The organism is Roseobacter sp. HKCCD5988 (assembly GCF_037830355.1).
Classification (GTDB): domain Bacteria; phylum Pseudomonadota; class Alphaproteobacteria; order Rhodobacterales; family Rhodobacteraceae; genus M30B80.
In genome coordinates, this window is record NZ_JBBLYJ010000001.1 from 809,383 (window position 1) to 825,506 (window position 16,124).

16 protein-coding genes are annotated in these 16,124 nt (G+C 56.7%); 9 read left to right on the top strand and 7 right to left on the bottom strand.

Annotated elements, in window-relative coordinates; genetic code table 11:
* Positions 1–5 precede the first annotated feature (5 nt).
* The 3 genes from proC to AAC636_RS04060 form a co-directional block, all read right to left on the bottom strand.
* On the bottom strand, positions 6–818 hold the full coding sequence (gene proC, locus AAC636_RS04050; protein ID WP_340300488.1) for a pyrroline-5-carboxylate reductase: 813 nt from the start codon (positions 816–818) through the stop codon (positions 6–8).
* A 30-nt stretch (positions 819–848) separates the two neighbouring features.
* Entirely contained in the window at positions 849–1,352 is a 504-nt protein-coding gene (locus tag AAC636_RS04055) for a type III secretion system chaperone family protein (RefSeq protein ID WP_340300489.1), read from the bottom strand.
* A 280-nt stretch (positions 1,353–1,632) separates the two neighbouring features.
* The gene (locus AAC636_RS04060; protein ID WP_340261563.1) at positions 1,633–1,878 is read right to left on the bottom strand and encodes an accessory factor UbiK family protein; all 246 of its coding nucleotides are present in this window, start codon (positions 1,876–1,878) and stop codon (positions 1,633–1,635) included.
* Positions 1,879–2,019: 141 nt separating this feature from the next.
* Between AAC636_RS04060 and lgt the strand changes: the two genes are divergently transcribed.
* The 4 genes from lgt to AAC636_RS04080 all read left to right on the top strand — a co-directional run bounded on the left by lgt (position 2,020) and on the right by AAC636_RS04080 (position 5,081).
* Positions 2,020–2,946 carry a prolipoprotein diacylglyceryl transferase gene (gene lgt, locus AAC636_RS04065; RefSeq protein WP_340300490.1) on the top strand — a complete coding sequence of 309 codons (927 nt, stop codon included), beginning with the start codon at positions 2,020–2,022 and terminating at the stop codon, positions 2,944–2,946.
* Entirely contained in the window at positions 2,946–4,034 is a 1,089-nt protein-coding gene (locus tag AAC636_RS04070; RefSeq protein ID WP_340300491.1) for a class I SAM-dependent methyltransferase, read from the top strand. The genes lgt and AAC636_RS04070 overlap by 1 nt, the downstream gene beginning before the upstream one ends.
* A 1-nt stretch (position 4,035) precedes the next feature.
* Positions 4,036–4,812: a peptidoglycan editing factor PgeF gene (pgeF, locus tag AAC636_RS04075; protein WP_340300492.1), complete on the top strand. Its 777-nt coding sequence runs from the start codon at positions 4,036–4,038 to the stop codon at positions 4,810–4,812.
* A gap of 128 nt (positions 4,813–4,940) precedes the next feature.
* Positions 4,941–5,081 (top strand): hypothetical protein, encoded by a 141-nt coding sequence (locus tag AAC636_RS04080; protein WP_340261554.1) that lies wholly within the window; start codon positions 4,941–4,943, stop codon positions 5,079–5,081.
* A gap of 11 nt (positions 5,082–5,092) precedes the next feature.
* Here the strand turns inward: AAC636_RS04080 and AAC636_RS04085 are convergent, their stop codons facing one another.
* On the bottom strand, positions 5,093–5,593 hold the full coding sequence (locus AAC636_RS04085; protein ID WP_340243371.1) for an Lrp/AsnC family transcriptional regulator: 501 nt from the start codon (positions 5,591–5,593) through the stop codon (positions 5,093–5,095).
* A 245-nt stretch (positions 5,594–5,838) separates the two neighbouring features.
* On the opposite strand from AAC636_RS04085, the gene trxB reads away from it, so the two are divergent.
* Positions 5,839–6,804 (top strand): thioredoxin-disulfide reductase, encoded by a 966-nt coding sequence (gene trxB / locus AAC636_RS04090; RefSeq protein WP_340261552.1) that lies wholly within the window; start codon positions 5,839–5,841, stop codon positions 6,802–6,804.
* A 210-nt stretch (positions 6,805–7,014) separates the two neighbouring features.
* Positions 7,015–8,721: a bifunctional sulfate adenylyltransferase/adenylylsulfate kinase gene (locus AAC636_RS04095; RefSeq protein WP_340300493.1), complete on the top strand. Its 1,707-nt coding sequence runs from the start codon at positions 7,015–7,017 to the stop codon at positions 8,719–8,721.
* 2 nt (positions 8,722–8,723) lie between these two features.
* Here AAC636_RS04095 and AAC636_RS04100 read toward each other — a convergent pair whose 3' ends face one another.
* Positions 8,724–10,208 carry a 2-isopropylmalate synthase gene (locus AAC636_RS04100; RefSeq protein ID WP_340300494.1) on the bottom strand — a complete coding sequence of 495 codons (1,485 nt, stop codon included), beginning with the start codon at positions 10,206–10,208 and terminating at the stop codon, positions 8,724–8,726.
* 173 nt (positions 10,209–10,381) lie between these two features.
* Here AAC636_RS04100 and AAC636_RS04105 point away from each other — a divergent pair, with 173 nt between their 5' ends.
* Genes AAC636_RS04105 through AAC636_RS04115 form a run of 3 tightly spaced genes read left to right on the top strand, consistent with a single transcriptional unit; the run spans position 10,382 to position 14,063 of the window.
* Positions 10,382–12,049, top strand: a complete 1,668-nt coding sequence (locus AAC636_RS04105; RefSeq protein ID WP_340300495.1) for an NAD+ synthase — start codon at positions 10,382–10,384, stop codon at positions 12,047–12,049.
* 5 nt (positions 12,050–12,054) lie between these two features.
* Positions 12,055–13,197 carry an alpha-D-ribose 1-methylphosphonate 5-triphosphate diphosphatase gene (locus tag AAC636_RS04110; protein ID WP_340300496.1) on the top strand — a complete coding sequence of 381 codons (1,143 nt, stop codon included), beginning with the start codon at positions 12,055–12,057 and terminating at the stop codon, positions 13,195–13,197.
* Positions 13,194–14,063 carry a DMT family transporter gene (locus tag AAC636_RS04115; RefSeq protein WP_340300497.1) on the top strand — a complete coding sequence of 290 codons (870 nt, stop codon included), beginning with the start codon at positions 13,194–13,196 and terminating at the stop codon, positions 14,061–14,063. Before AAC636_RS04110 ends, AAC636_RS04115 begins: the two co-directional genes overlap by 4 nt.
* Here AAC636_RS04115 and AAC636_RS04120 read toward each other — a convergent pair.
* A complete protein-coding gene (locus AAC636_RS04120; RefSeq protein WP_340300498.1) occupies positions 14,060–14,509 on the bottom strand; it encodes an NUDIX hydrolase in 450 nt (149 codons plus the stop codon). The genes AAC636_RS04115 and AAC636_RS04120 overlap by 4 nt on opposite strands.
* Positions 14,506–16,092, bottom strand: coding sequence for a Ppx/GppA family phosphatase (locus tag AAC636_RS04125; protein WP_340300499.1), 1,587 nt, complete (start codon positions 16,090–16,092; stop codon positions 14,506–14,508). Before AAC636_RS04125 ends, AAC636_RS04120 begins: the two co-directional genes overlap by 4 nt.
* Between the last annotated feature and the right edge of the window lie 32 nt (positions 16,093–16,124).

Genomic DNA, 16,124 nt, shown 5'->3' on the forward strand with positions numbered 1-16,124 from the left:
CAGGCTTATCCTTTCAGCGCGCGAGATCGCGCCGCCGCAGCCTTGACTGTTTCGCGGATGAGGGGGGCGAGGCCGCTTGCCTCATCCATCAAAACCTCTAGTCCCGCCTGCGTGGTGCCATTGGGCGATGTCACGTTGATGCGCAATTGTTCTGGGCTTTCGCTGGCCTCTCGGGCTAAGGCCCCTGCGCCCGCGACTGTGGCCTTTGCCAATTCCATCGCCATCGCGTCAGGCAGGCCTTCGGCGCGCGCGGCAGCAGCGAGACAGTCAATCATATAGAAGACATAGGCAGGGCCAGAGCCCGAGACGCCTGTCACAGCGTCAATCTGATCTTCCGTTTCAAGACGCAACACCTGACCGACGGCAGATAACAGGGTTTCGCCAAGCGCAAGATCGGCTTGGCTGCATTGCCCGTTGCCAATAAGCGCGGTGATCCCTCGCCCGATTGCGGCGGGGGTGTTGGGCATGGCGCGGATAATTTTGGTGGATGCGCCAAATTCGGCTTCAAATCTGGCGATTGGTGTGCCTGCCGCCACAGAGATCACCAATGTCTCACGGCCCATATGCGCCGCAAGATTGGGTAAAGCTTCGCCCATCATCTGCGGTTTTACCGCGATAATGGCCACAGCGGCATTTGCGGGCAGGGGCGTGTTAACATTTACCCCCGCAGCCTTGAGCCAATCAGAGGGGTGCGGGTCAATTACGGTCACGCAGGCAGATGGTATTCCTCGTGCAAGCCACCCTGCCAACATTGCAGAGCCCATTTTCCCACAGCCGAAAATCACCATGCCGCGCGCGGCAATATCGTCATACGTCATCACTCATCCCCTGTTGCGGTTTGCAACAGGTTAGGCGCGACCGAACCCTTCGGCAATGGCCACTTGGATTGCTTCGCTCGGTGATTGGCTGCCCCAACAGGCCAATTGGAAGGCGGGGTAATAGCGTTCGCTTGCCAAAATGGCGGTTTCAACCATGCAGGCAATCTGCTCAGGGCTTGCCAGTTGATCCCCTGCGAGAACCAAGCCGTAGCGATAGACCATCATCTTTTGCTCGGCCCAGAAGCTGAACGCGCCCGCCCAGCATTTGTCATTGGCAAGGTTCAATGTCTCGTAAAGCTTGCCCATAGATTCGACGGGTGGATCCATGTCGAAGGTGCAGATCATCCGCAGCGTTTCGTCATAGCTCGACCATGCCAGCGTCACCGAATAGGTGCGCCACTGACCTTCAAGGGCCATTGCGATTTGATCATCGGCAACACGGTCGAAATCCCATTCATGCCGTGTGGCAAGTGTTTCAACGATATCTATGGGATGGAGGTCTTCGACATCCATATACTGCTCGGAAAGTGACATTGCCCTAGGCCTCATTCTTGGCAGCCTGTCGCGGGCGTTGGGTTCAATCCCAATTTGCCCACTAAGGCTGGGTGACTCCACTAAGGGTCGGCTGATTTGCGCGGCCCCATACCAAATATGGTGCGGTTACTTTCTTCACCTGTAAAGCAATATTTTGATGACGCACCCAGAAATTGCGGTTTTCCTAATCCTGTCCACAAGAAATTGGGGGCTGTGCATAAAGATAGGGCGGGTTTGGTCTGGCCAAACCCGCCCTTGTTCAACTGCGCTGTGACCGCGCTTATTTCTTTTTCTTTTCTAATGCCTTTAGTCGCGCAGACAGCGCCTCATTTTCTTCGCGCGCTTTTTGGGCCATTGCGCGCACGGCATCAAATTCCTCGCGGGTGACAAAGTCGCGATCCGCAAGCCAGCGATCCATCAGCGATTTCATCGCATTTTCCGCTTCCTCGCGTGCGCCTTGGGCCACACCCATGGCGTTGGTCATCAATTGGCTGATGTCATCCATCATCTTATTGCGGGTTTGCATAGGCTGTCCTCTTGTCTCGCGGCGGGGCGCGTTCATACATTCGACCTTGATATGGGGTAAATGGCGCGCCGCTTCAAGGTTGACATCGCCGCATGGGGGTCTATCCAACAAGGGTTCCCACGCGCATCTAAAAGGGCCGCTATGTTTTACGCGATACCGTTTCCAGATATCTCGCCTGCGCTCTTCTCAATTGATTTTGGTGGGTTTCACTTTGCCCTGCGGTGGTATGCGCTGGCCTATATCGCGGGATTTCTCATCGCTGCATGGATGATCGGACGGCATTTGCGCAAATCCACGCTGTGGAGAAATGCCACCGCCCCGATGTCCCCTGAGATTGTAGAACCGCTTTTGACATGGATGGTCTTGGGCGTGATCCTTGGGGGGCGGCTTGGATATGTGCTGTTCTATCAGCCAAGCTATTACCTGCAAAACCCTGCTGAGATTTTGCAGGTTTGGCAGGGGGGGATGTCTTTTCATGGTGGCTTTTTGGGTGTTGTCATCGCGGGGCTTTGGTTTTGTCGTGTCCACAAGGTCAGCATAGCAAGCCTTGCCGACCTGTTAGCCTTGGCTACCCCGCCTGCGCTCTTTCTGGGGCGCAGCGCCAATTTCATTAATGCCGAGCTATGGGGGCGACCCACCGATGCGCCTTGGGGCGTGATCTTTCCCGGGGCCGCGGCACAGGACTGTTCGGGCCCTGTGGGGATTGTGATGGATGCAGGCATGCAAGTTTGTGCGCGCCACCCGTCACAGCTTTACGAAGCGCTTCTTGAGGGGCTCATCTTGGGGCTTGTGATCCTGTATGTGATCCATCGCCAAGGGGCGTTGCGGGTGCCAGGGCAAGTGGCGGGTCTGTTTCTTGCAGGTTATGGGGTGGGGCGGTTCATTGTCGAATATTTCCGCCAACCTGATGCACAGTTCTTCCTGAACCATCCGCGCGGTTATGCGCTTTGGCTGTCTGATGATATCGGTCTGAGCATGGGGCAGATCTTGTCATTGCCCATGGTCATTGTGGGGCTAGTGGTGATCTTGGTCGCGCGGCAGGTCGCGCGGCGTAAGGCAGGTGCCTAATGGGGGCAGGGCGCGCGCAGGATCGGCTGTTGCGCCGTATCGCGCAGTCAGGCCCGCTTTCTGTGGCCGAGTTTATGACCGAGGCGCTGCTTCACCCTGAATTTGGGTATTACATGAAGAAACCCGCTATTGGTCGGGGCGGGGATTTTGTGACGGCACCCGAAGTCTCGCAAATCTTTGGCGAGATGATTGGGTTGTGGTTGGTGCAGGTTTGGTCTGACCAAGGCAGACCATCCGATGTAAATTTGGTCGAGCTTGGCGGCGGGCGCGGGACCTTGATGGCCGATATTCTGCGCGCTGCAAAACTGCTGCCCGAATTCACCCAAACGATCAGATTGCACATGGTCGAAGCCTCGCCCTTGATGCGCGCAGCCCAAGCAGAGGCTTTGGGACAGTATCAACCGCAATTTCACGACACTATTGCCACACTACCTGACGGGCCGCTTTATTTGGTGGCGAATGAATTTTTTGATGCCTTGCCCATTCGGCAATTTCGAAAAGGGCGTGATGGATGGCATGAACGCCAAATCGGTGCAGATCAGGGCGCGCTAATATGGGGGCTTGGCCCTGTCATTGCGCCCGATTGGATAACGGCCCGTTTTGGTGACATGCCAGAGGGTACGATTGTCGAGGTTAATGCTGCGGCCGAGGCGATTGCATCAGATATCGGGCGGCGCATTGATGCGCATGGCGGTGCGGCGCTTTTGATTGATTACGGGGATTGGATCAGCGCAGGCGACACCTTTCAAGCCGTCAAAGATCACAGATACGCCGATCCATTGGTGGATATTGGCACATCCGATCTGACCGCCCATGTGGCGTTTCAGCCTTTGGCGGCCAGTGCCGCACCTGCCCGCGCGGCACCGCTACAGACGCAAGGTCTGTTTCTTGAGCGTCTTGGGATCACCGCACGGGCGCAGGCGCTTGCGCAAAAATTGCACGGTGACGCGCTTCAATCACATATTGCCGCGCATCGTAGGTTGACCCACCCCGAAGAAATGGGACAGCTATTCAAAGTGCTGGGTCTTACGCAACAGTCTGCGCCCGCCCTGCCAGGTTTGGATGATCTTGAAATAAGGGATATGTGAGATGGCTGCGCATTTCGCTCCAATTGACCCGATCACATCGCCGCTTTTGGGGGCAGCAAAGCATGGTTTTTTTACACGCAAGGGTGGTGCATCTAGCGGTATTTTTAGCAGTCTGAATTGTGGTGCGGGATCATCTGATCAATCAGATTTGGTCGAAATCAACCGCGCGCGCGTGGCGCGTGAGATGGGGGTTGCGGAAGATTGCCTTGTGACGGTGTATCAAACGCATTCCGCGGATGTTGTCTTCGTTGAAGGCCCGATTGGCGGCGGCACCCCTGAGGCAGATGGTCTGGTTTCCTGCAGCAAGGATTTGGCTATTGCGATTCTCACAGCCGATTGTCAGCCCGTCCTGTTTCATGAAGCGGAGGCTGGCGTGATTGGCGCTGCCCATGCGGGTTGGAAGGGCGCGCGGGCAGGGGTGCTTGAGGCCACGATTGACTTGATGGTTGCACAAGGGGCGGTGCGCGAAAAAATCAAAGCGGTGATTGGCCCTACGATCAGCCAAGCGAATTACGAGGTCGGGCAAGAATTCTTTGAGGAATTCGTAGATGATGATCCGCAGTCTGCGCGGTTTTTTATCAATGGGGCGGCACCTGATAAATATCTCTTTGATTTACCAAGCTACGGATTAACGCGCCTGCGTAATGCGGGCATCGGGCAGGCAGAATGGTGCGGGCATTGCACCTATCGTGACGAAGAACTGTTCTTCTCCTACCGCCGTGCCACACATCGGGGCGAGGCGGATTACGGGCGCCTGATTTCGGCTATTAGCCTTTAGGCTTTGCCGCGCAATCACCTTTTTCTTTCCCAAAGCTGACGGGATTTCGTCCAATCTTTGACAGATTTGGACGCGACTTTAGACCCATCGAAGCGCAATGTTGCGCGAATCTTTTTGGAGGGTCTGAGATGAAAACACGTTGGATGGAGTCGGTGATCGCGATGACCGAGCACGAGGCGCCACGCATGCCTTGGATGCGCGATGAAACCGAAGTGCAGCGACCAGCGATGACAGATCGTGCAGAAATTGGCTTGAAACGGGCAGGATAATCCGCTTCGCCTTAATCCATCTTGGCCAGTCGGTCTTCGAGAACTTCGAAGGGCACGCCTGGTTGATCCTTAGCCCCACGAATGACAAGCGATGTACGCACGCTTGCAACATTCGGGGCGGCGGTTAGGTGTTCGGTAAGGAAGCTTTGGAATGTGGACAGGTCAGGCGCCACGCATTTCAAGATGAAATCAATCTCGCCGTTCAGCATATGACATTCGCGCACGAGGGGCCACTCGGCACAGCGGTTTTCAAAGGCGACCAAATCAGCCTCGGCCTGACTGTGCAGGCCCACCATGGCGAAAACCTGAACTTCGAAACCAAGCATCCGCGCATCGACATCCGCGTGATAGCCGCGGATATAGCCCGACTCCTCCAAAGTGCGCACGCGCCGTAGGCAAGGGGGTGCAGAAATCCCAACGCGTTTGGCCAATTCCACATTGGTCATCCGCCCGTCACTTTGCAGTTCCGCAAGAATCTTGCGGTCAATCGGATCGAGTTTGGTCGTTGGCATTATTGTTATCCTCTCGCTCGCGACTTTGCGATCCTGAGCGATAATGCCAGAAATACGCAATTTTATTTCGCACCCGCGCAATATATGGAATATTGAGCGCCGCTTTGCAAGGCTTAGGCGGGGCTTTCATCGCGGGCGATCGGTGGTTATATCAGGATCAAGATAAGTGCTGCGCTGTGTCGTTCGGGTGTCATTGCCCATGCTGCGATGGCGGCGCGTGACAGGTTTAATGAAGGATCCATCTCATGAGTGCAACCCGCCATACCCGTCTTTTGATTATTGGCTCTGGCCCTGCGGGCTATACGGCGGCGGTCTACGCGAGCCGTGCTATGCTCGAGCCGATTTTGGTGCAAGGCATCCAACCGGGCGGACAGTTGACCATCACAACGGATGTTGAAAACTGGCCGGGTGATGCCTCCGTCATGGGGCCTGATCTCATGGTGCGGATGGAGAACCACGCCCGCGAGATGGGGGCGGAGATCATCTCGGATCATATTTCTGATCTCGATTTGTCGCAGCGCCCATTCCGTGCTTCGGGCGATACAGGCACAACATATACGGCCGATGCGGTGGTTCTGGCGACAGGCGCGCAGGCGCGGTGGTTGGGCTTGCCCTCTGAAGAGCATTTCAAAGGCTTTGGCGTGTCGGCTTGTGCCACCTGTGATGGGTTCTTCTATCGCGGGCAAGAGGTGGTGGTTATCGGTGGCGGCAATACAGCCGTTGAGGAGGCGCTGTTTCTCACCAATTTCGCCTCAAAGGTCACATTGATCCACCGCCGCGATAGCCTGCGTGCGGAAAAGATCATGCAAGATCGCCTTTTCAAAAATCCGAAAATCGAGGTGATCTGGAACCACGAGGTGGATGAGGTGGTCGGCACAGATGCCCCCCGTGGTGTTGAGGCGGTCAAAGCGCGCCATGTCGAGACAGGCGCCATCACCGAAGTGCCTTGCAAAGGGTTTTTCGTGGCCATTGGCCATGCACCTGCCAGCGATTTGATCAAGGATCAGCTTAAGCTGCATTCGGGCGGTTATGTTTGGGTTGAACCTGGCACGACCCGCACCTCGATCCCTGGCGTTTTCGCGGCGGGGGATTTGACCGACCACACCTATCGCCAAGCGGTTACAAGCGCGGGCATGGGCTGTATGGCCGCTTTGGATGCCGAGCGATGGTTGGCGGAACAAGCGGCAGGTGATGTGAAAGCCGCCGAATAGGGCTAGGAACAGGGGTTGCGTGATTGCCGATTTTTCAGCACCGCCATTTCGTTTGTGGCGGATCGGCAATCACGCTGTTTCTTTTTTCTTTGAAAAAGACAGCTTTGCTTGAATTTCGCCACATTCGGGGTCTATGGCGGCGCTGAATGCGGGGCCGTGTCGTTTTCTTGCGGCCCCTAATGTTTCGACCCTTGTTGGAAAGTAAACTTGATGGCTGCCCAATTTCACGCCCCGATCCCTGAACTTTATGTCTCTTACGAATCCGCGCAGAAGCTAAAGCTTGAGGCGGCGGAGTTGGTTTCATGGGATCTGACCCCGCGCCAAATCTGCGATTTGGAATTGCTGATGAATGGCGGGTTCAACCCGCTCAAAGGGTTTTTGGGGCAGGAGGATTATGATAGCGTGGTTGAGACCATGCGTCTGGCCGATGGCACGCTTTGGCCGATGCCGATCACGCTTGATATTTCCGAGGATTTCGCCGCCAAGGTCGAGACAGGCCAAGATATCGCACTTCGCGATCAAGAGGGGGTGATCCTTGCGATCCTCTCTATCTCTGACAAATGGGTGCCCAATAAGGCGCGCGAGGCAGAAAAGGTGTTTGCCGCAGATGATCTGGCCCATCCTGCAGTGAACTATCTGCATCATGTGGCAGGCCCCGTTTATTTGGGCGGGGCGATCACGGGCATCCAACAGCCCGTGCATTACGATTTCCGCGCACGCCGTGATACGCCCAACGAGATGCGGGCCTATTTCCGCAAATTGGGGTGGAAGCGGATTGTTGCCTTCCAAACCCGCAACCCGCTGCACCGCGCGCATCAGGAATTGACCTTCCGCGCCGCCAAAGAGGCACAGGCAAACCTATTAATCCATCCTGTGGTTGGCATGACCAAGCCCGGCGATGTGGATCACTTTACCCGTGTGCGCTGTTACGAGGCGGTGCTTGATAAATACCCTGCCGCAACCACAACCATGAGCTTGCTGAACCTTGCCATGCGCATGGCTGGCCCGCGCGAGGCGGTTTGGCACGGCTTGATCCGCGCCAATCATGGCTGCACCCATTTCATCGTGGGGCGCGATCACGCGGGGCCAGGAAAGAATTCAAACGGCGAAGATTTCTATGGCCCCTATGACGCGCAGGAGCTGTTCAAGAAGCACCAAGATGAAATTGGCCTTGAGATGGTGGATTTCAAGCACATGGTCTATGTGCAAGAAAAGGCCCAATATTACCCCGCAAATGAGGTGCTAGAGGGCGATACGGTTCTGGATATTTCGGGCACGGAACTGCGCCGTCGCCTGCGCGAGGGGTTGGAAATTCCCGAATGGTTCTCCTTCCCTGAGGTGGTTAAGGAATTGCGCCGCACCTCTCCACCGCGCAGCAAGCAGGGCTTTACAGTGTTTTTCACGGGGCTTTCAGGCTCGGGCAAATCGACCATTGCGAATGCCCTGATGGTCAAGCTGATGGAAATGGGCGGCCGTCCTGTGACGCTGCTTGATGGGGATGTGGTGCGCAAGCATCTCTCCTCGGAATTGGGGTTCAGCAAGGAACACCGCGATATCAATATTCGCCGCATTGGCTATGTCGCTTCGGAGATCACGAAGAATGGCGGGATCGCCATTTGCGCCCCCATCGCGCCTTATACAGCGACCCGCCGCTCGGTGCGCGAGATGGTCGAAAGCTTTGGCGCTTTTGTTGAGGTGCATGTGGCCACCAGCCTTGAAGAATGCGAGCGCCGTGACCGCAAGGGTCTCTATAAATTGGCGCGCGAGGGCAAAATCAAGGAATTCACGGGGATTTCTGATCCTTACGAGGCCCCAACCGCTGCAGAATTGGTGGTCGATACCGAAGGTACGGAGGTGGATTACTGCGCGCAGCAGGTGCTGTTGAAACTCGAAAGCATGGGGCTGATTGCAGCCTGATTTTACTGCGATTGCGGTTCGCTGACATCAGGGGTTTCGGGGGCAGGTGGCAAATCCGCCGCCCCCGCGCCCACTAATTGGCCGTTTTCCCACAGTCCTTCTACCACTTGGCCCGTGGCGTAGGTCAGTCGCCCTTGACCTTGGCGGGTTCCGTTTTCAAACGTCCCTTCATAAACATCGCCCGAGCGATAGCGCGCCACGCCTTGGCCTGTGATTTCACCTGCGCGCCAAGCGCCCTCATAGGTAAACCCATCGGCCATCTCGAGGCGGCCTATGCCTTCGCGCGCCCCGCCTACGAATTGCCCACGATAGCTGCTGCCATCAGGATAGGTTGTGATCCCTTCCCCCTCGCGCAGGCCTGCGTTCCATCCGCCCTCGTAGCGATAGCCGTTGGTTGAGGTCATTACCCCTTGGCCGTGTTGGCGCCCATTGAGGAACTGGCCCTCATAGCGCAACCCATCGGCATATTCCGCAATGCCAAAGCCTTGCATCGCCCCCGCGACCCAATCGCCCTCGTATTTGGTGCCGTCAGGATAGGTTATGGTTCCCGTCCCATGGGCCAAATCATTTTCAAATCCGCCAGCATAGACCACCCCATCTGGGTAGGTCATCACGCCTTGCCCCTCAATGCGCCCTTCGACCCATTCGCCTTCATAAACAAGCCCCTGATGCCCTGTGAAACGACCTTGGCCATGGCGGCGGTCATTGAGAAATTCGCCCTCATAGAAATCGCCATTCGCATAGCGCACCACGGCTTGGCCTTGGCGCGCGCCATTGACTAAACCGCCCTCATAGATATCGCCATTGGGTTGGGTCAGGCTGCCTTGACCGTTGATCTGATCATTTTCCCATGCGCCCTCAAACACCATGCCATCCGAGGTTTCCAAACGTCCTGCGCCGTGGCGCATGTCGTTGAGAAATTCCCCCACATATGTTGAGCCATCTGGGAAAGTGAGGCTTCCTTGGCCATGCTTCTGGCCCGATTGCCACCCACCTTCATAGACATAACCATCGGTGTTGGACAGCCGTCCCTGTCCCTCTTGAAGGCCCATGACAAAGCTGCCCGTATAGGTCAGTCCGTTGGAATAAAAGGCGCGCCCTTCGCCTGACATGAGGCCGTCTGCCCAAGTGCCTGTATAGGTTGATCCATCGACAAAGGTGATCTTGCCTTGGCCATTGGGTTTGCCCGCCACAAACGCACCTTCATAGACCGACCCATCAGGAAAGGTTGCGCGGCCTTCGCCCATAATTTGGCCATCAACCCACTGCCCCGTATATTCATACCCATTGGGCAAAGTATAGGTGCCCGTCCCGTGTTGCAGCCCGTTGCGGAATTGCCCGCGATAGATCGCGCCATTGTCATATTGCTGTTCGTCACGGATGATTTCGCCCTCTTGGGCAAGCCCGCTCTGCGGCGCCAATCCAAAAAAAAGACCAAGCAAAGCTGCCTGTGCTGTCCTTTCCAAGGGGCGCATTTTGTTTCGCATATTTAGCAAATGTCCCATCTGCTTCCTCTGGCCTCGTAAAAGAAACTATTGAAGCCCGCCTCATCTCGCAACGTCTTTTGCGCCTTTGGGTGCGATCAATATGCGCAATGGCCTTGGCCTGCGGGTTTGATCTGCTAGAACCTCGGGTGAGTGAGTAGGGAAGGCACAGTTAAATGGCGTCTCGGTTTTGTTTGAGTGTTGCGCAGATTAACCCCACAGTCGGTGACCTCGCAGGCAATGCACAAAAGGTCTTGGCTTATTGGGCCAAAGCGCGGGATGCGGGGGCTGATTTGGTGGTGTTCCCCGAAATGGCGTTGACGGGCTATCAGTTGCAAGACCTTGTCACGCGGCCCGCTTTCTTGGCCTCAGTCGTGCAGGCCTTGGAAGATTTGGCAGAGGCCACCAAGGATGGCCCTGCCTGTGGGATTGGCCTGCCTTTGCCTGCCGAAGGCGGGGGTATCAACAACGCCTATGTCATTTTGCAAGGCGGCGTGCAGATTGCGCGGATCAATAAACATCATTTGCCTAATGACAGCGTTTTTGACGAAAAGCGGTATTTCAAGTCAGGCAATCCGTCTGGCCCCGTGCGCATTGGCCCTGTGCGGATCGGTATCCCGATTTGTGAAGATGCGTGGCATGAGGACATTACCGAGACGCTCGCCGAAGCAGGATCAGAGGTTTTGCTTGTCACCAATGGCTCGCCCTATCATTGCGGCAAGATGGGATTGCGGCAGACCCATATGGTCGCGCGCGTGATCGAGACGGGCCTGCCATTGATCTATCTGAACCTTGTCGGTGGACAAGATGATCAGATTTTTGATGGTGCCAGTTTCGCCTTGAACCAAGGCGGGGCCTTGGTGGCGCAGATGCCCGCCTTTGAAGAAGGCATGACCCATCTGACACTTCGAGAGGGGGCTGAGGGCTGGCAGATTGACAAGACTGACCTGACGCGCCTGCCCGATGACATCGAGGCGGATTACCACGCGATGGTTTTGGGTCTGCGTGATTACATGGCCAAGGCAGGGTTTTCTCGCGCGGTTTTGGGTCTGTCGGGTGGGGTGGATTCGGCCTTGGTTGCGGCCATTGCCGCCGATGCCATTGGCCCTGAAAACGTGCATTGCGTGATGCTGCCTTCGCGCTATACCTCGCAGGCTTCGCTTGATGATGCCCGGGATGTGGCCCAGATGCTTGGGGTCACGCTTGACAGTTTGCCGATTGAGGCCCCGAAAGAGGCGGTTGAGGCCACGCTTGCCCCGCTCTTTGCAGGCCGCGATCCAGATTTGACCGAGGAAAACATCCAATCCCGTTTGCGCGGGGTTCTTCTGATGGCGTTGTCGAATAAATTTGGCGAAATGTTGTTGACCACAGGTAATAAATCCGAGGTCGCGGTAGGTTATGCCACCATCTATGGCGACATGGCAGGGGGCTATAACCCGATCAAAGACCTTTATAAAACGCGCGTCTTTGCAACATGCCATTGGCGCAATGCCAACCACCGCGCTTGGATGAAAGGGCCAGATGGGCCTGTGATGCCTGTGTCGGTGATTGAAAAGCCGCCATCGGCTGAACTGCGCGATGATCAAAAAGACGAGGATAGCTTGCCGCCATATGAGGTTTTGGATGCCATCCTTGAGGGGCTGATAGATCATGAGGCAAGCGTTGCAGATTTGGTTGCACAAGGGTTTGATGCCGCGACAGTCAAGCGGATTGAGCATCTGATCTACATTTCGGAATATAAGCGCTTTCAATCCGCACCGGGGGCGCGGCTGACGTCCCGCGCATTCTGGTTGGATCGGCGCTATCCAATCGTCAATCGCTGGCGCGATCCATCTGCGGGATAGGGCGCATGCTGGGTCTGAACCTAACGCTAATGGGGGCTGAGGTCTTGGGCCCTGAGGGGCTTGCGCCGCGCCCTGTGAGCATGGCGGAGGGGGTCATCACCCAAGATCAAGGCCCGCGCTGTATTGATCTATCTGGCTATATCATCTTGCCGGGATTGGTCGATTTCCATGGCGATGGGTTCGAACGCCATGTTGCGCCCCGCCGTGGGGCCGTTGTTGACCCGCGCGAGGGGATACGTCCCATCGAGGCGGAGTTGGCGGCCAATGGGATAACGACAGCCATGCTTGCACAATTCTACTCTTGGGAGGGGGGGATGCGCGGCCCCGATTTCGCCGTCGCCATGGCCCGCGCCTTGCAAGATGCGCAGGGCTTGATCTGTGATTTGCGTCTGCAATTGCGCGTTGAGATGAATATGGTTGACCATTACGCCGCGATTTTAGACTTGGTGCGCGATTACCAAATCGCTTGCGTGGTGTTTAATGATCATCTGCCGCATGAGGCCTTAGCGGCGGGAAAACGCCCGCCGCGTTTGACGGGGCAGGCGCTTAAGGCAGGCCGCTCGCCCGAGGCGCACCTCGCGTTTCTGCACAGCCTCCATGCCCGAAAGCCCGAAGTGATGCCTGCATTGCGTGATCTGGCGGGACACCTTTCTGAACTTGGGGTGGTGATGGGCAGCCATGATGACGCAACCCCCGCCGCCCATGCGCAATTCTCGGAGATTGGGGTCAGCTTGGCGGAATTTCCTGAAACAGTCGAAGCTGCAAAGGCCGCGCGCACAGAAGGCCATGGCGTAGTGATGGGGGCGCCCAATGTTCTGCGTGGCGGGTCGCATGCGGGCAAGGTCTCTGCGTGGCTTTTGGTCGAAGCGGGTTTGGTCGATGCTTTGGCGTCAGATTACCACTACCCTGCTTTGCTGCGCGCCGCGCTGACTTTGTGGCAAGGGGGAATGGGTTTGACAGAGGCTTGGGCGCTCGTGTCCTCTGGCCCTGCGCGGCTTTTGGGTTTGGAGGATCGTGGTGTGATTGCCACGGCCAAACGCGCCGATTTTGTCATCCTAGATGCCAAAAGCCATGCGGTGGCCGCCACAATCGCGGGCGGGCAGATTGCCTATGCGCGCGGGGATATTGTGCAAAGGCTGTTGTCATGACGCGGTTGATCCTCGCGGCCTTTCTGACCTTGATTGCTTTTGCTGCCAATTCTGTGCTGAACCGTATGGCCGTGGCGGGGGGGCATATCAGCGTTGGGGATTTCGCAATTTGGCGTGTGGCTGCAGGCGCTGTGACGCTGCTTGGCCTGAGTGTGATTTTATGCGGGCGGAAGTTTCTGACGATTGCGCGCGCCAATCCCAAGATGCGTCTTGCCGGCGGGTTTTGCCTTGCGACCTATATGTTGGGCTTTTCATTGGCCTATTTGAAATTGGATGCGGGCTTGGGCACTTTGCTGCTCTTTGGCGCGGTGCAATTGACCATGTTTTCAGGATCGCTCCTTTTGGGGGAGGGGGTGTCACCCCGCCGCTTGGGGGGCGCGGCTGTCGCGCTTGCGGGGTTGGTTTGGTTGCTTCTGCCAGAAGGGCAGATCACTTTGCCGCTAGATGCGGTCACCGCAATTGTGGTCGCAGGGTTAGGATGGGGGGGCTATTCGCTTTTGGGGCGAAAGGCCCGCGACCCGATCCCTGAAACAGCCGTGAATTTTTGGATTGCCTTTGGCCTTTGCGCCTTGGCCCTGTTCTTGTTTCCCCTTCCCGAAGGTCAGACTGCCGATGCAACGGGGCGGGGTTTGGCGATCCTGTCAGGTGCGGTGACTTCGGGAATGGGCTATGCGCTGTGGTATACGATCTTGCCGCATCTGGGTGCCGCCCGCGCAGGGCTTGCGCAGCTCAGTGTTCCGCCTTTGGCAATTTTGGGCGGTGTGCTGCTGTTGGACGAGGTTTTGACGCTGCATTTGATCGCTGCAAGCCTCGTGGTCATTGGTGGCGTGGCCTATGGTCTGACGGGCGCGCATAAAGCGTCTTAGCGCAGAATTGGCTCTAGCGCGTCATAGATCATGATCTCGCCATCCCATGCAACGCGTGCAAGGCTATCAGGTTTCACCTGTAGGGTCGCAAGCTCTGCGCGCGTCACCCAGCGCCTTTCGCTCACCACACCCTCAGGATCGCGCCACTCTCCCGTAAGATTGCCTGCGATATGGGTCACATGAAAATAAATGTCGACCTGATGAAATGTGCCTTGAGGGTCGTGGAACTCGTTGACCAAGCAGGGCGCAGCTACCTCAACTGTCAGCCCCGTTTCTTCGTGAAATTCGCGCTGCAGGTTTTCGGGAAGGGATTGGCCTGCCTCAACCCCACCGCCCGGGGCGCAATAAAGCGCCACTTTACGCCCCTTATAGGCATTCACAAGCAACAGCTTGTCTGCCACCACCAACAGGCCGCGCACGGCCAAACGGGGTTTGGCGCGGATCATCGGCTGCTGCGCTCATCGGTGACGGCGGGCGTAAGACCCATAGACAAGGCCAAAGCCCCAAAACGCGCTTGGGCGACCTCGCCAAACAGATCATCCGCTGCATCACTGAGCAAATGTAGGATCAATTTTTTGCGCCGCCTGTTCACTTCGAGATAGCAATGATCCAGCGGTTTTTCCAAGGTAAGCATCGCCCCAAAGCGCATGGCGCGCCCCAAAATCTCGGCCTCTTGCACTTCCACCTCGCGCAAAAGGGTCAAGAGATTGGTGTCAAAATGTGTCGCCTCGCGGTTCGATTTATACCGATGCAATAGGGCAAGACCCAAATAGACGCGTTCCCAATGGGCGAGCCCGCCCAAATTGGCGCGCGTTGCATTGTCAAAACATGTCTCGGCCCGATAGTCGGGATGTGCGCGCCATGAGACATCATGCAGCAAGCACGCCGCACGGATCAGTCGCTTTTTTGCAGGCTTTGCCTGTGGAAAAAGCGGCTCAACAAAATGATATAGTTTGCGCCCAAACCCTGGAATGCGGGCTGACATGGCCTCGGCGTGGCGGGCGGCCTCGATCAGCGGGTCGCGTTGGCGCAGCTCTTCGGACATTTGTTCATAGAGCAGACCTTCGCGGATGCCATAGCTTGAGATGGCCACATCGCGTGGTTTCAACTGCCGCAGCAATTCCTTCAGCACGATCGCCGCAAGGGGCACAAGGCGCAGACGTTCAAGACTGGTGCCTGTCTGTGCGCGCAGCGTCTCGATGTCGGTCTTGGCAATATATTTAATTGTTTCAAGAATGGCCTTTGGTGTCATGCGATATTCATGCAAAACCTTAAGCGGGTAGCCGCGCCGCTCCATATCGACCCGCGCGATAGCGCGCCATGATCCGCCGACTAAGAACAGCCTTTGGTGATCTTCGGGAAATTCAGCCTTGAGATCAGCAATGCGTGCTTTGATATGCGCCTTGATTGCGCGTTTGCCGCCTGTGATCCCCATCAGCTTCAGCGGCCCAAGATCCACCGATCTGCGCCGCCCGATGCTGCCGCCGCCTTCAAGGGCGGCCAATTCCATTGATGAGCCACCAATATCGCAGATCAACCCATAGGCCCCGGGCCATCCTAAGAGAACGCCCTGCGCAGAAAGACGGGCCTCCTCTTCGCCTGTTACGATGCGGATCGCGAGGCCTGTTTGATCGAGCACATCTTTGCGGAAGTCCGCGCCATCTTGAGCATCGCGCACCGCCGCAGTGGCCACAGTCAAAAGAGGTGCCACCCCCATGCCCTTGCACAGCGTGGCAAAGCGGCGCAGCGCGACAAGGGCGCGCTGGCGGCCTTCTGGGTTCAAGCGCCCCGTTTCTGCAAAGCCTTCCCCTAAACCACAGAGAATTTTTTCATTGTAGAAATAGGCAGGGCTGCGGGCGGCCCCATCAAACACCACCATCCTCACAGAGTTTGAGCCGATGTCGATAACCCCCACCCGCGAGAGCGAACGGGCATGATCGGCATCAAAAAGAGGCGCGCCGAAAGGCCCCCATTCAGGATGATCCTCAATCACCAATTCGGATTTCTCAGCGGGCACCACGATACTCATGAAATTGGTTGTTTCACAAAGCGTGGTCTTGC